The 15,031-nt window shown below is 64.6% G+C and carries 14 protein-coding genes; 3 read left to right on the top strand and 11 right to left on the bottom strand.

The annotated features are described in order from the left end of the window. Positions 1–84 precede the first annotated feature (84 nt). From KMZ68_RS01965 to KMZ68_RS01945, 5 genes are all read right to left on the bottom strand, one after another. Positions 85–492, bottom strand: a complete 408-nt coding sequence (locus tag KMZ68_RS01965) for a F0F1 ATP synthase subunit epsilon (protein ID WP_215614249.1) — start codon at positions 490–492, stop codon at positions 85–87. A gap of 98 nt (positions 493–590) precedes the next feature. Next, the gene (gene atpD / locus KMZ68_RS01960; RefSeq protein WP_215614248.1) at positions 591–2,021 is read right to left on the bottom strand and encodes a F0F1 ATP synthase subunit beta; all 1,431 of its coding nucleotides are present in this window, start codon (positions 2,019–2,021) and stop codon (positions 591–593) included. 48 nt (positions 2,022–2,069) lie between these two features. Continuing rightward, entirely contained in the window at positions 2,070–2,948 is an 879-nt protein-coding gene (locus KMZ68_RS01955; RefSeq protein WP_215614247.1) for a F0F1 ATP synthase subunit gamma, read from the bottom strand. 88 nt (positions 2,949–3,036) lie between these two features. After that, positions 3,037–4,566, bottom strand: coding sequence for a F0F1 ATP synthase subunit alpha (atpA, locus tag KMZ68_RS01950; RefSeq protein ID WP_215614246.1), 1,530 nt, complete (start codon positions 4,564–4,566; stop codon positions 3,037–3,039). Then, positions 4,566–5,126: a F0F1 ATP synthase subunit delta gene (locus tag KMZ68_RS01945; protein WP_215614245.1), complete on the bottom strand. Its 561-nt coding sequence runs from the start codon at positions 5,124–5,126 to the stop codon at positions 4,566–4,568. Before KMZ68_RS01945 ends, atpA begins: the two co-directional genes overlap by 1 nt. A 657-nt stretch (positions 5,127–5,783) precedes the next feature. Here KMZ68_RS01945 and KMZ68_RS01940 point away from each other — a divergent pair. Then, the gene (locus KMZ68_RS01940; protein WP_215614244.1) at positions 5,784–6,293 is read left to right on the top strand and encodes a septal ring lytic transglycosylase RlpA family protein; all 510 of its coding nucleotides are present in this window, start codon (positions 5,784–5,786) and stop codon (positions 6,291–6,293) included. A gap of 166 nt (positions 6,294–6,459) precedes the next feature. Here KMZ68_RS01940 and KMZ68_RS01935 read toward each other — a convergent pair whose 3' ends face one another. Further along, complete coding sequence (locus tag KMZ68_RS01935) at positions 6,460–8,670, bottom strand: primosomal protein N' (protein ID WP_215614243.1); 2,211 nt, start codon at positions 8,668–8,670, stop codon at positions 6,460–6,462. Between the two features lie 228 nt (positions 8,671–8,898). Between KMZ68_RS01935 and KMZ68_RS01930 the strand changes: the two genes are divergently transcribed. Together KMZ68_RS01930 and KMZ68_RS01925 are read left to right on the top strand one after the other, a co-directional pair. Then, a complete protein-coding gene (locus tag KMZ68_RS01930; RefSeq protein WP_249779676.1) occupies positions 8,899–9,801 on the top strand; it encodes a tyrosine recombinase XerC in 903 nt (300 codons plus the stop codon). Positions 9,802–9,906: 105 nt separating this feature from the next. Further along, entirely contained in the window at positions 9,907–10,497 is a 591-nt protein-coding gene (locus tag KMZ68_RS01925; protein WP_215614242.1) for a DUF4337 domain-containing protein, read from the top strand. 12 nt (positions 10,498–10,509) lie between these two features. On the opposite strand, the gene KMZ68_RS01920 is transcribed toward KMZ68_RS01925, so the two are convergent. The 5 genes from KMZ68_RS01920 to odhB form a co-directional block, all read right to left on the bottom strand. Continuing rightward, a complete protein-coding gene (locus KMZ68_RS01920) occupies positions 10,510–11,040 on the bottom strand; it encodes a hypothetical protein (RefSeq protein ID WP_215614241.1) in 531 nt (176 codons plus the stop codon). A gap of 32 nt (positions 11,041–11,072) precedes the next feature. Further along, positions 11,073–12,476 carry a dihydrolipoyl dehydrogenase gene (lpdA, locus tag KMZ68_RS01915; protein ID WP_215614240.1) on the bottom strand — a complete coding sequence of 468 codons (1,404 nt, stop codon included), beginning with the start codon at positions 12,474–12,476 and terminating at the stop codon, positions 11,073–11,075. 35 nt (positions 12,477–12,511) lie between these two features. After that, the gene (locus tag KMZ68_RS01910) at positions 12,512–13,258 is read right to left on the bottom strand and encodes an SDR family oxidoreductase (RefSeq protein WP_215614239.1); all 747 of its coding nucleotides are present in this window, start codon (positions 13,256–13,258) and stop codon (positions 12,512–12,514) included. 26 nt (positions 13,259–13,284) lie between these two features. Further along, a complete protein-coding gene (locus KMZ68_RS01905) occupies positions 13,285–13,689 on the bottom strand; it encodes an MAPEG family protein (RefSeq protein WP_371741400.1) in 405 nt (134 codons plus the stop codon). Between the two features lie 66 nt (positions 13,690–13,755). Continuing rightward, a complete protein-coding gene (odhB, locus tag KMZ68_RS01900) occupies positions 13,756–14,976 on the bottom strand; it encodes a 2-oxoglutarate dehydrogenase complex dihydrolipoyllysine-residue succinyltransferase (RefSeq protein WP_215614238.1) in 1,221 nt (406 codons plus the stop codon). Between the last annotated feature and the right edge of the window lie 55 nt (positions 14,977–15,031).

The raw sequence follows: 15,031 nt of genomic DNA, 5'->3' as shown, positions 1-15,031 counted from the left end.
GCGCAACCGGGTTGCGGCCGCCGTCACTCCTGCCGGAGCTCTGTATTTGCTGGATTCTTCGAAGCGCGAGGCGCAGCCGGCGGCCTAGTGCATCGCCGTCGTGCTGAGTTCGTTCTGGATGCTCTTGAAGTGATCGAGCCGCTCGATCTCGCGGTCCAGTTCCGAGCCATCTTTCTCGGCGAGCTTGGCTTCCATCTCGGCAATGGTATCGGCGAACCGGGTGTGATCGAGGTCCTCGAGCGAAGTGGCGACGTCGGCCAGCACCGTAAGTCCCTTGTCGGACACCTCTGCGAGACCGCCGAGCACGATGATCTTCTGCTTCGTACCGCCCGATGTAACCGTCAGGATCCCCGGCCGGATCGCGGCCACGACCGGCGCATGGCCGGCGAGCACGCCGAAATCGCCCTCGATGCCGGGAACATCGACCTGCTCGACTTCGCCGGAGAAGGCGAGTTTTTCAGGCGAGACGAGATCGAAGTGAAAGGTGGCCATGGAGTAGTCCTGCGAATGGCGAATGGCGAATGGCGAGTAGTGAAGGAAGGGGAATGGCTCTCAACTATTCGCCACTCCCCATTTCGCTATTCGCCCTCTTACGCTGCTTCGGCCGCGAGCTTCTTGCCCTTTTCGACCGCCTCTTCGATGTTGCCGACCATGTAGAAGGCCGCTTCGGGCAGATGATCGTACTTGCCTTCGCAGATGGCGCGGAAACCCTTGATGGTGTCGGCGAGGTCGACGAACTTGCCGGGCGAACCCGTGAACACTTCAGCGACGAAGAACGGCTGCGACAGGAAGCGTTCGATCTTGCGCGCGCGCGCCACGGCGATCTTGTCCTCTTCGGACAGTTCGTCCATGCCGAGAATGGCGATGATGTCCTGCAGCGACTTGTAGCGTTGCAGCACCTGCTGAACCATACGCGCGGTCTGGTAGTGCTCCTCGCCGACGATCAGCGGCGAGAGCATGCGCGAGGTGGAGTCGAGGGGATCCACCGCCGGATAGATGCCCTTTTCCGAAATCGCGCGGTTCAGCACCGTGGTGGCGTCCAAATGCGCGAACGAGGTCGCGGGCGCCGGGTCGGTCAAGTCGTCGGCCGGCACGTAGATCGCCTGCACCGAGGTAATCGAGCCCTTGTGCGTGGTGGTGATGCGCTCCTGCAGCGCGCCCATGTCGGTGGCGAGCGTCGGCTGATAACCCACCGCCGAAGGGATACGGCCGAGCAGCGCCGACACTTCGGAGCCGGCTTGGGTGAAGCGGAAGATGTTGTCGACGAAGAACAGCACGTCCTGGCCCTGGTCGCGGAAATGTTCGGCGACCGTGAGGCCGGTCAGGCCGACGCGGGCGCGCGCGCCCGGCGGCTCGTTCATCTGGCCGTACACCAGCGCGCATTTGGAGCCTTCGCCGCCGCCCTTTTTGTTGACGCCGGACTCGATGAACTCGTGATAGAGGTCGTTGCCTTCGCGGGTGCGCTCGCCGACGCCGGCGAACACCGAATAGCCGCCATGGGCCCGGGCCACGTTGTTGATCAGTTCCTGAATCAGCACGGTCTTGCCGACGCCGGCGCCGCCGAACAGGCCGATCTTGCCGCCCTTGGCGTAAGGCGCCAGCAGATCGACGACCTTGATGCCGGTGACGAGAATTTCGGCCTCGGTGGACTGATCGGTATATAGCGGCGCTTCCTGATGGATCGCGCGCATGTCCTCGGCCTTGACCGGGCCCTGTTCATCGACCGGTTCGCCGATCACGTTCATGATGCGGCCGAGCGTGCCGGCGCCGACGGGAACGCGGATCGGGAAGCCGGTGTCGCTGACTTCCTGGCCGCGAACCAGACCCTCGGTGGTGTCCATCGCGATGGTGCGCACCGTGGATTCGCCGAGATGCTGGGCGACCTCGAGCACGAGGCGGTTGCCGCCGTTCTTGGTTTCGATCGCGTTCAGAATGGCCGGCAGATGGCCTTCGAACTGCACGTCGACGACGGCGCCGATGACTTGCGTAATGCGTCCGGTCTGGTTGGCGGGTGTGGCCATGAAACTCTCTCCTTCGAATTCTTAAATCTCAGACGACCGTCGCGGCGGTCAGATCGCCTCGGCGCCGGAGATGATCTCGATCAGCTCCTTGGTAATCATCGCCTGACGGGTGCGGTTGTAGATCAAGGTCTGCTTGCGGATCATGTCGCCGGCGTTGCGGGTGGCATTGTCCATCGCGCTCATCTGCGCGCCGTAGAACGAGGCGTTATTTTCCAGGAGCGCGCGGAAGACCTGCACCGCGAGATTGCGCGGCAGCAGGCCGGACAGGATCTCGTCCTCTTCCGGCTCGTATTCGTAAGCCGTCGCCGGACCGGCATTGGCGGCCGGGGCTTCCACTACAAGCGGGATGATCTGCTGCGCGGTCGGGACCTGCGCGATCACGGATTTGAAGCGCGAATAGAACAGCGTGCAGACGTCGAACTCGCCGGCATCGAAGCGCGCCAGCACCTTGTTGGCGATATCTTCGGCATTGACGAAACCGAGCTGGCGAACCGAGCGCAGCTCGATGTTTTCGACGATCTGCTTCTCGAAGTTGCGGCGCAGCTGCTCGTAGCCCTTGCGGCCGACGCAGAAGAATTTGACCTCTTTGCCCTGGTTCATCAGCGCCAGCGCACGGTCGCGGGCGAGCCGCACGATCGAGGAATTGAAGGCGCCGGAAAGGCCGCGCTCGCCGGTGCAGACCAGAAACAGGTGCACCTGGTCCTTGCCGGTTCCGGCCAGCAGCGCCGGAGCGCCGGGCGAACCGGCGGAAGCGCTCGCGATATTGGAAATCACCGCGTCCATTTTTTCGGCATAGGGCCGCGCCGCCTCGGCGGCGGTCTGCGCCCGGCGCAGCTTGGAGGCTGCGACCATCTGCATGGCCTTGGTGATCTTCTGCGTCGCCTTGGTGGAGGCGATGCGGACCCGCATGTCTTTCAGTGAAGCCATTCTCAGTTCACCCCGGCGATCCGATCCTCGATCCGACCGCAAGCCACTCTTACGTCAGGCCCGGCGTGCGCCGGGCCACGACGGCAAATCAAGCAAAGGTCTTGGCGTAACCCTCGACCACCGCCTTGAGCTTGGCGGCGGTATCGTCGCTAAGGTCGCGGCTGTCGCGGATGGTGTTGAGGATATCGACGTTCTTGCCGCGCAGCAGCGACAGCAGGCCGTCCTCGAAGCTACGCACCTTGGAAACCGGAAGCGGATCGAGGTAGCCGTTGACACCGGCATAGATCACCACGACCTGCTCTTCCATCTTCAGCGGCGAGAACTGCGGCTGCTTCAGGAGTTCGGTCAGGCGCGAACCGCGGTTGAGCAGGCGCTGCGTCGAGGCGTCGAGATCGGAGCCGAACTGGGCGAACGCCGCCATTTCGCGGTACTGCGCGAGCTCGCCCTTGATCTTGCCGGCGACCTTCTTCATCGCCTTGGTCTGCGCCGACGATCCGACGCGCGACACCGACAGACCGACGTTCACCGCCGGGCGGATGCCCTGGAAGAACAGGTCGGTTTCCAGGAAGATCTGGCCGTCGGTGATCGAAATGACGTTGGTCGGGATGTAGGCCGACACGTCGTTGGCCTGGGTTTCGATGACCGGCAGCGCCGTCAGCGAGCCCGAGCCCTGCTCGTCGTTCAGCTTGGCCGCGCGCTCGAGCAGGCGGGAATGCAGATAGAACACGTCGCCCGGATAGGCTTCGCGGCCCGGCGGGCGGCGCAGCAGCAGCGACATCTGGCGATAGGCGACGGCCTGCTTCGACAAGTCGTCATAGATGATGACGGCGTGCATGCCGTTGTCGCGGAAGTATTCGCCCATGGTGCAGCCGGTGAACGGCGCGATGTACTGCATCGGCGCCGGATCGGAGGCGGTGGCCGCGACCACGATCGAATATTCCAGCGCGCCCTGCTCTTCGAGCACCTTGACGAACTGCGCGACGGTGGAGCGCTTCTGGCCGATCGCGACATAGACGCAATACAGCTTGATCTTCTCGTCGGGCTGCGAGTTGAGCGGCTTCTGGTTCAAAATGGTGTCGAGCGCGATCGCGGTCTTGCCGGTCTGGCGGTCGCCGATGATCAGCTCGCGCTGGCCACGGCCGACCGGGATCAGCGCGTCGATCGCCTTCAGGCCGGTGGCCATCGGCTCGTTGACCGATTTGCGCGGAATGATGCCCGGCGCCTTGACGTCGACGCGCATGCGCTTGTCGGCCTGGATCGGGCCCTTGCCGTCGATCGGATTGCCGAGCGCATCGACCACGCGGCCGAGCAGGCCCTTGCCGACCGGGGTGTCGACGATGGCGCGGGTGCGCTTGACGGTCTGGCCTTCCTTGATCTCGCGGTCGGCGCCGAAGATCACGATACCGACGTTGTCGGTTTCGAGGTTCAGCGCCATGCCGCGGGTGCCGTTTTCGAATTCGACCATTTCGCCGGCCTGGACGTTGTCGAGGCCGTAGACGCGGGCAATGCCGTCGCCGACGGACAACACCTGTCCGACTTCGGAAACCTCAGCCTCCTGGCCGAAATTCTTGATCTGGTCCTTCAGGATCGCGGAAATTTCCGCGGCGCGGATGTCCATCAGCCTGCCTCTTTCATCGCGTGCTTGATCGAATTGAGTTTGGTGCGAAGCGAACTATCCACCATGCGGCTGCCCAGCTTGACTACCAGGCCGCCGATGATCGAGGGATCGACATTCACGTTGAGCGCGACGTCCTTGCCCGTCACCGATTTCAGGGCGGCCTTGAGGGCGTCGAGATTCTTGTCGCTGAGCTGTTCGGCAACCGTCACATCGGCGGTGGCCTCGCCCTTGAACTTGGCCACCAGCGCGCGGAACGCGCGGATCACGTCAGAAACGGCGAACAGCCGGCGGTTGGCGGTCAGGACTTTGAGAAATTTGGCGGAAATGCCGGAAATACCGGCCTTTTCGAGCACGGCCGCGAGCGCCTTCGACTGCGCCTCCGCCGAGAATACCGGGCTGCGGACCAGGCGCTTCAGATCGGCGCTGTCGGCCAGCATGGCCTCGAACCGATCGAGATCGGCCCTTACCGCGTCGATGGATTTTTCATCGCGCGCCAACTCGAACAAGGCCGTTGCATAACGACCGGATACTCCCGAAACCGACGGATCTTCAGCAGCCACTGGCGCGCTCTTTTTAGCTGTTAAACTCGCAAGGGAAAAACCATCGCCACGATGCGGCGCCTAGCGATCCAAGCCCTTGGAATTCAAGCGGGACTTCGATTTTCGACCGGCACAAGTGATGCCGGGACCGTTAAAATCGCGGCTTTGCTAACATAGCAAGAGCGCAGGTGCAACATGACGGCGTCGCGTGGCGATGCCTTGTCGCAGGTTCTTTGGCTCCGTTCCGCGCCGCGGATTTTCGGCGGATTCGCGGAACCAATCGACCGGCAGCGCCGGCCCGGATTTCCCCCGTCGCGGCCACCGCCAGGGGCACCTCGCTCCGCGCTGCGAACGCATGCCCGCCATGACCTGCCGGCAGGAACTGCGTGGCCGGCGCGATGCTCTTCCCACATTACTTGCCGAACGCTCGCCATTACCGGCGATGACTTCGCTCTTCAGTATTAATATGTAATGAATAGGTTAACGTCATAGTAAATTGCAAGATTACGGAACATTAACTGATTATCGGAACTCGGTAACAAGATATTTCAGCGGGATACAAATCAGAACTACTGCCCAGCTTATGCCTTATTGAGCCACCAAACGGCAATCACTCAAATTGGGACGGGGGTTCCACTTGTCACATATGTGGCAATACTATCTCGAGGGACATACTATATGCTGACTTCTAAGAACCCGACGCTGGGAAATGTAACCCAGTCGCGTACGGCGATCGCACTCCTCGCCGCAACTCTCCTGGTCGGTGGCAGCGTCACCGAAGCTTCCGCAAAATCCAGGAACCATCATCGTCATCACCACTCCCACCACGCGGCCAAGACCACCGACGTTTCGTCCAAGGCTTCCTGGCGCGACGCCAACGCCGCGATCGCTCCGTCGTCCGGTTCCGGGCGCAGCTTCACCGGGATCGCGTCGTTCTATGGCAACGAGTCCGGCAGCAAGACCGCATCCGGTCAGCGCTTCAATGAGAACGCCATGACCGCGGCCCACCGCACCCTGCCGTTCGGCACCAAGCTCCGGGTGACCCATGGCGGCCGCAGCGTCGTCGTCACCATCAACGACCGCGGCCCGTTCATTAAGGGGCGCGTGCTCGACCTTTCGACCGGCGCCGCCCGCGCGGTCGGCCTGACCAGCGCCGGCGTCGGCCGGGTCACCGCCGAGGTCATCTAACCTGTCCGGCGTTCAGAACGCCTCTTCCGTCCTCCGAGTTCGGTAAGCGTTGCGTAGCGTACGGCGGCAGGACTTCCTGCCTGCCGAAACAGAGCCTGCCGTCGCCAATGACGGCAGGCTTTTTTGTTTCGCCGACCTCTCAGCCAGAACCTGAATTGCGGCTCGCTCACAAGAAGCTTTGCGGATCGACGTCGACCTCGAGCTTGAGATTGCCCTTTGTCTTCGGCGCCGCAGCGAGCCATTCGCGCAGATATTCCGACAGGTCGACATTGCGCAGCGATTTCACCAGCAGACGGAAACGGTAGCGGCCCTTGATCACCGCCAGCGGGGCTTCGGCCGGGCCGAGCACCTGGATCCGCTCGTCGATCGGCGCGATCGCCGCCAGCTTGCGCGCAAAGCCTTCCGCGGTGGGGCGATCGCCCGCGGAGATGATCAGGCTCGCGAGACGGCCGAACGGCGGATAGCCGGCGCGTTCGCGGGCCTCGATTTCGCTGGCATAAAACGCCTCGCGGTCGCAGGCCACCAAGGCCTTCATCACGGGGTGCTCGGGCTGGTGGGTCTGCAGGTAGCCGACACCGCGGCCCTGGTCGCGCCCGGCGCGGCCGATCACCTGATTGAGCAATTGCCACGTCCGCTCGGCGGCGCGCGGATCGCCATTGCCGAGGCCGAGATCGGCGTCGATCACGCCGACCAGATTGAGCCGCGGAAAATTATGACCCTTCGCCACCAGCTGGGTGCCGATGATGATGTCGACGCGGCCTTCGGCGATTTCGTTGAGTTCGCTGCGCATGGTTTCGATCGAGGTGATCAGGTCGCTCGACAGCACCATGGTGCGCGCATCCGGAAACAGCGCCGCGGCTTCTTCCTGCAGGCGTTCGACGCCGGGGCCGACCGCCACCAGCGATTCCTCGGCCTGGCAATGCGGACAGACATGCGGGCGCGGTATCGAGAAGCCGCAGTGATGACAGACCAGACGCTGGCGGAAGCGGTGATCGACCAGCCATGCATCGCAGATCGTGCAGGCGAAGCGATGCCCGCAAGCCCGGCACAATGTCAGCGGCGCATAGCCGCGGCGATTGAGGAACAACAGCGCCTGCTCGCGCCGTTCGATGGCAATCTTGATCTGCTCGGCCAGAAACGGCGAGATGAAGCGGCCGCGCGCGGGCGCTTCGCGGCGCAGATCGATCGCCTCGATATGCGGCATGTGCTGGCCGCCGAACCGCGACGGCAGCACCACGCGCTGGTAGCGGCCCTTGCGCGCGTTGACCTCGGTTTCGACCGACGGCGTCGCCGAGGCCAGCACGATCGGAATCCTGGCGATATGCGCGCGCACCACCGCCATGTCGCGGGCATGATAATGCGCGCCCTCGTCCTGCTTGTAAGCCTGGTCGTGCTCTTCATCGACCACGATCAATCCGAGACTGGCGTAAGGCAGAAACAGCGCCGAGCGCGCGCCCACCACGACCGGCGCCTCGCCCGCCGCGATCGCCGCCCAATTGCGTTGCCGCGTGCGCGGGGTCAGTTCGGAATGCCACTCCAGCGGCCGCACCCCGAAGCGCTGCGCGAAGCGGTCGAGGAACTGGCCGGTCAGCGCGATCTCCGGCATCAGGATCAGCGACTGCTTGCCGCGGCGGATGACTTCCGCAATCGCCTCGAAATAGACCTCGGTCTTGCCCGAGCCGGTGACGCCGTCGAGCAGCGCGACATGAAAACTGCCGTTCGCGGCCAGCGCGCGCATCGCATCGACCGCGGCGCGCTGCTGGCGGGAAAACTCAGGCTCGGCGAATGAGGGATCGGGCGCCGGCGGCGCCAGCGCGCGCGGCATCGGTTCGGTCGCGAGCGTGCCTTCGTCGACGAGGCCGTCGATCACGCCGGCGCTGACACCGGCTTCCTTCGCGGCATCGGATTTACCGTGCAGCAGGCCGTCGGAGAGAGTGTCGATCAGCCGCCGCCTGGCCGGCGTCAGCCGCTTCGGCGCCGCCCCGACCAGCCGCACGCCCATCCGCACCCGCTCGGGCCCGAGATGTTCGCCCATCCGCAGGCACATCCGCAGCACCATGCCGCGCGCCGACAGCGTGTAGCTGGCGACCCAGTCGACGAGCGAGCGCAGCTCCTCTTTCAGCGGCGGCACGTCGAGCTTCTCGCAGACGTCCTTGAGGCGGTTGTGCAGGCGCGGATCGGGATTGGCGTTTTCGGCCCAGACCACCGCGACCACCTCGCGCGGCCCCAGCGGTACGGCCACCACGTCGCCCGGCTTCAGCTCCATGCCGCGCGGCACGCGGTAGGAATAGTTCTGGTTGAGCGCGACCGGCACCAGCACGTCGACCACGCGGGTCGACGATGCGGATGAGGTGCTGGGGCGCGCGGAATGGTCCATCTTGAGAATCAGGCTCGGGATCGAAGGGCCGGACCAACTTAAGGCCCGGCGCCGGTCGCGGCCAGTGGGCGCTGCCGCTTTGGCAAGTTAGCGAACGGTAAACGAAAGGGATGCGATATAGTCCATCAGAATCAGCAAGGCAGCGCCATGGCCAAGCCAATTCCATCGCCAATTCCATCGATTCAGCCGATCGAACTCGACTGCGCCGCCGGCGACATCGCGCTGCAGATGACGCGCTGGCTGTCGCACCTGCGCGCCGAACGCCGGCTGTCGCCGAAGACGCTGGAAGCCTATTGCCGCGATGTCCGCCAGTGCCTGGTCTTTCTCAGCGAGCACTGGGGCGCGCGCGTGACGCTGGCGCGATTTGCGGCGCTCGAGGCCAGCGACGTCAGGGCCTTCTTGGCAATGCGCCGCGCCGACGATATCGGCGGCCGCTCGCTGATGCGGGCGCTGGCGGGCCTGCGCTCGTTCGGCCGCTTCCTCGAACGCGAGTCTGTCGGCAAGGTCGGCGCCCTCTCCGCGATCCGCGCACCCAAGATCGGCAAGAGCCTGCCGAAACCGATCCAGATGGCGGCGGCCAGGCGTCTTGCCGACGCCGACGAACGCGCCGGCGAGACCCGCGACCCCTGGATCTGGGCGCGCGACGCCGCGGTGATGGCGCTCTTGTACGGTTCGGGCCTGCGCATCTCCGAGGCGCTGGGCCTGAAGCGCCGCGACGTGCCGTTGCCCGGCGCGGGCGACGTGCTGGTCGTGACCGGCAAGGGCAACAAGACCCGCATGGTGCCGGTGCTGCAGAACGTGCTGGCGCTGGTTCAGGATTATGTCGCGATGTGCCCGCATTCGCTGCCGCCGGAGGGGCCGATCTTCGTCGGCGCGCGCGGCGGGCCGCTCAGCCCGCGGATCATTCAGCTGACCATGGAACGGCTGCGCGGCGTGCTCGGCCTGCCCGATAGTGCGACGCCGCACGCACTGCGCCATTCCTTCGCCACCCATCTTCTCAGCCGCGGCGGCGATCTGCGTGCGATCCAGGAATTGCTCGGTCACGCCTCGCTGTCGACCACGCAGATCTATACCGGGATCGACAGCGAGCGGCTGCTGGAAGTCTACAAGACCGCGCATCCCCGCGCCTGAACGCGTCCGATCGAGCCTGACACACTCCCGTCACATCCGCCTGCCTCTTGCGCAGAAGGTAATGTTCGGTCAATCGTGGATGCGGTCCACACCGGGGAGAGAATCATGGGCGCACATGAAAGCATGGAGCACGCGGAGCACGCCGAGCACGCATCCGGCTCCAACAAGAACATCGCATTGCTGATCGCGGTGATCGCGCTGTTCCTGGCGCTGTCGGAGACGCTGGGCAAGGGCGCCCAGACCCTGTCCATCAGCAAGAACGTCGAGGCCTCCAATCTCTGGGCGTTCTTCCAGGCCAAGAGCATCCGCCGCACCGTGGTCGAGGCGACATCGGATCAGGCCAGGTTGAGCCTCGGCGTCATGGGCGACGACGCCGCCAAGGCGGCGCTGCAGAAGCAGATCGAAGCCTGGAAGAAGACCGCGGCGCGCTACCGCTCGGAGCCGGACACCGGCGAAGGCTCCGAGCAACTGGCCGAACGCGCCAAGCATGCCGAGCACGATCGCGACCTGGCGATGGCGCGATACCATCATTACGAGGTCGCCTCGGCGGCGTTTCAGATCGGCATCGTGCTGGCGTCGGCGACCATCATCACCGGCATGATCGCGCTGGCATGGGTATCGGGCTTGCTGGCGATCGCCGGACTCGCCTTCACGGCGATCGGCCTGTTCGCGCCGCATGCCGTGCATCTGATGTAGCGGGGGACGAACTCAGCGTGCCTCGTGCACGCTCTTGCGAAAGCGCTGGATCAGCCGCAGCGTCCGCGACGACCAGCCGTCGCCGTCGCCACGCAGGATTTCCCTGATCCGCCGCTTGATCGGATCGACCAGTGCGGCGGCTTTCGCCCGCAGCGTCAGCACCAGTTCATAGAGCTTTTCGAACCACTCCATCTCGAGCAGTTTCGGCCGCGTCACATCGAAGATGAAGGCGGTGACGCCGACGCCGACGAATTTCGCGAATACGATGGTGGTGATCGCGCTGAGCCAGTATTCATGGGTCAGCAGCCAGAGGCCGAACAGCTTCAGCGGAAACAGCGGAATCACCGGCACGATGAACACGATCAGCGTCATCGCCGGCGACAGCGTGTCGATCCGCTCGGCGAGCCAATGCTTGAATTCGCGCAGCGGAATCCGCTCGACCACCCAGGCCACGACCGGCTCGAGATGATCCCACAGCCAAGCCTCGATCAAAAAGATGATCGCAAGCAGAACCCAGAGCGGCTGTAGCAGGCGGTGCATCATGAGTTTTGTTCCCGCCCGGACGGGCGCGTCGATCACATATGGATCGCGCGCTTGCCAACCGCAAGCGCGGCTTCCTTGATGGCTTCCGATCGGGTCGGATGGGCATGACAGGTGCGCGCCAGATCCTCGGCGGAACCGCCGAACTCCATCAATACTGCCGCTTCATGGATCATTTCGCCAGCCTCACGGCCGATAATGTGCACGCCGAGCACCCGATCGGTTTTCGCATCTGCGAGAATCTTCACAAATCCGTCAGTGGTCTGGTTGACCTTGGAACGGCCATTGGCGGTGAACGGGAATTTGCCTGATGTATAAGCCACGCCGGCCTGCTTCAGCTCTTCCTCGGTCTTGCCGACGGTGGACACTTCCGGCGTGGTATACACTACGCCTGGGATAACGTCGTAGTTCACATGCCCGGCCTGACCGGCAAGAATTTCGGCGCAGGCAACACCTTCGTCCTCGGCCTTGTGCGCGAGCATCGGACCGGCGACGACGTCGCCGATCGCGTAGACGCCCTTCACGCTGGTCGCGAAATGCGCATCGATCTGCACGCGGCCGCGATCGTCGAGCGCGACGCCGGCTTCCTTGAGGCCGAGGCCATCGGTGTAGGGAACGCGTCCGATACAGACCAGCACCACGTCGGCTTCCAGCTTTTCTGCAGCACCACCTGCGGCCGGCTCGACGCTGGCCGACAACGTCTTGCCCGAGGTGTCGACGCCGGTGACCTTGGCGCCGAGCTTGAATGCAAAGCCCTGCTTTTCGAGCATGCGCTGGAATTGCTTGGCGATCTCGCCGTCGATGCCGGGCAGGATGCGGTCGAGGAATTCCACTACGGTGACCTCGGCGCCGAGCCGGTGCCATACCGAGCCGAGCTCGAGCCCGATCACTCCGGCGCCGACGATCAGGAGCTTGCCGGGCACCTTGTCGAGCGACAGCGCGCCGGTCGACGACACGATGCGCTTCTCGTCGATCTCGATGCCCTTCAGCCGCGCAATATCGGAGCCGGTGGCGATCACGATGTTTTTGGTCTCGACCAGCTGCGCCTTGCCGTCGCCGCCGGTGACTTCGACCTTGCCGGCGCCGAGCACCTTGCCCTTGCCGTGGATGACGTCGATCTTGTTCTTCTTCATCAGGAACTCGACGCCCTTGACGTTGCCGTCGATGCCCTGCTGCTTGAAATTCATCATCGCGGGCAGATCGAGCTTCGGCGCGGAGACGCTGACGCCCATCTTCGCGAAGGAGTGCCCGGCCTCCTCGAACATTTCGGAGGCGTGCAGCAGCGCCTTCGACGGCATGCAGCCGACATTGAGGCAGGTGCCGCCGAGGGTTGCGTTCTTCTCGACCACGGCGACCTTCATGCCGAGCTGCGCCGCGCGCACCGCGCAGACATATCCGCCGGGTCCGGTGCCGATGATAACGAGATCGTAAGAGGCCATGATAGAAATCCTGTAGCTGGATGGTGTGACGGGTGTTAGCGCCCGCCCGATACGTCAAGAATGGCGCTGGTCACGTAGGACGCTTCATCCGACATCAGCCAGACGATGGCGCTGGCGATTTCGTCCGCGGTGCCGACGCGCTTCATCGGCACCGCATTCGCAAGCCGGTGGGCGCGGTCGGGCTCGCCGCCGCTGGCGTGAATTTCGGTGTCGATCAGTCCGGGCCGGATCGCGGCGACGCGAATGCCCTCGCCGGCGACCTCGTGGCCGAGGCCGATGGTGAAGGAATCGATCGCGCCCTTGGACGCCGCGTAATCGACATAGGTGTTGGGCGAGCCGAGCTTTGCGGCCACCGACGACAGGTTGACGATGACGCCGCCCTTGCCGCCGTGGCGGGTCGACATCCGCTTCACCGCCTCGCGCGCGCACAGGATGCTGCCGGTGACGTTGACCGCCATCATGCGCTGGATGCGCTCGGCGGACATCTCGTCCACCCGCGACGTGGTCCCGACGATGCCGGCATTGTTGACCAGCGCGCCCAGCGTGCCGAAGCCATCCGCCGCCTTGAACATCGCGAGGATGTCGCTCTCGCTGCCGACGTCGCATTTCACCGCGATCGCCTTGCCGTTCTTGCCCTCGATGGCGGCGACGACGTGGCGCGCCGCGGTTTCATTGCTGGCATAGCCGACCACGACACGGAAGCCGCGCGCGGCGGCCGCAATCGCGGTGGCGCGGCCGATGCCGCGGCTGCCGCCGGTGACGATCACAACCCTGTCCGTCAAGATTCACCCCCCACAGTCAAACGCCTCTATTGAAACAGCCGCACCAGCATCGCCGCCAGGGCCAGCACCGAGACCAGCCAGACCAGGCTGCGTGCATACGGAATCTGGATGAAATAGAGCGGCAGGTACAGGACGCGGGTGACGACCCACGCCTGCGCGCCGAGCGCTCCGAGGCCGCCGTTTCGTCCGGTGACGACCAGCGACAGCGCCAATGCCGCAAAGATCGGAAACGTCTCCAGCAGATTGCGGAAGGCGCGATCGGCGCGTCCTGCGAATATCCCCTGCACCACCCTCGGCTCGTCGCGCGGGCCGGCCTTGTAGTCGCCGCCCATCTCCACGGTGGAGGAAATCGACTGCAGGAACAGCTGCGCCAGCAGCAGCACCGCGCCCAATCCCAGCATCACGATTTCGGTCGGCAGCGGCTGCATCATTTCCCCTCGGCCTGGTACTGGCGCCGCGATGCCGGCCCGGAGCCGGACATCGCGGGCCGTAACCCGTCACAGATCCAGTACCAGCCGCGCCGGATCCTCGAGGTTTTCCTTGACCCGCACCAGGAACGTCACCGCTTCCTTGCCGTCGATCACGCGGTGGTCGTAGGACAGCGCCAGATACATCATCGGGCGGATCTCGACCTTGCCGCCGATCGCCATCGGACGCTCCTGGATCTTGTGCATGCCGAGGATGCCGGACTGCGGCGCGTTCAGGATCGGCGTCGACATCAGCGAACCGTAGATGCCGCCGTTGGTGATGGTGAAGGTGCCGCCCTGCATCTCGTCGATCTTGAGCTGGCCGTCGCGGGCGCGACGCCCGAAATCGGCGATGCCTTTTTCAATGTCGGCGATCGACTTGTGGTCGCAGTCGCGCAACACCGGCACCACCAGCCCCTTGTCGGTGCCGACCGCAACGCCGATGTGATAGTAGTTCTTGTAGATCAGATCGGTGCCGTCGATCTCGGCATTGACGGCCGGAATATCCTTCAACGCCTGCACGCAGGCCTTGGTGAAGAAGCCCATGAAGCCCAGCTTGCTGCCGTGCTTCTTCTCGAACACGTCCTTGTACTGGGCCCGCATCGCCATGATGTTGGTCATGTCGACCTCGTTGAAGGTCGTCAGCATCGCAGCCGTGTTCTGCACGTCCTTGAGGCGGCGGGCGATGGTCTGGCGCAGCCGCGTCATCTTCACGCGCTCTTCGCGCGCGGCATCGTCGGCGGGCGAGGGGCTGCGCACCTGCACCGAGGCTGCGGGCTGATTGACCGGCGTCGGCGCCGAGGCCGCCTTCTCGATCGCAGCCAGCATGTCGCCTTTGGTCACCCGGCCGTCCTTGCCGGAGCCGGGGACGGTGGCGGCGTCGATGCCGCTCTCGGCGGAAATCTTGCGCACGGACGGCGCCAGCGGCACATCCGACGGCGGCGCCTTTGGCGCGGCAGCGGCGGGCGCGGCGGCCTTGGCGGGTGCAGCAGCCGGCTTGGCGGCAGCGCCGGCGGCCCCGTTATTGATCTGGCCGAGCAAGGCGCCAACCGCAACGGTTTCGCCATCCTTGGCGATGATGTCGCCGAGGGTGCCGGCGGACGGCGCCGGAACCTCGATCGTGACCTTGTCGGTCTCGAGCTCGACCAGGGGCTCATCGACCGCCACGGCATCACCGGACTTCTTGAACCAGCGGCCGATGGTGGCCTCGGTCACGGACTCGCCGAGTGTCGGAACGCGAATTTCAGTCATCGTTGGTTTTCCTCTTGCGTCATGGCCGGGCGTAGTAGTCTGCATTTTCGCAGAC

Source organism: Bradyrhizobium sediminis (assembly GCF_018736105.1).
Taxonomy (GTDB): domain Bacteria; phylum Pseudomonadota; class Alphaproteobacteria; order Rhizobiales; family Xanthobacteraceae; genus Bradyrhizobium.
Note: the sequence above shows the minus strand (reverse complement) of the source record. Positions and strands in the feature narration are given on the sequence as shown.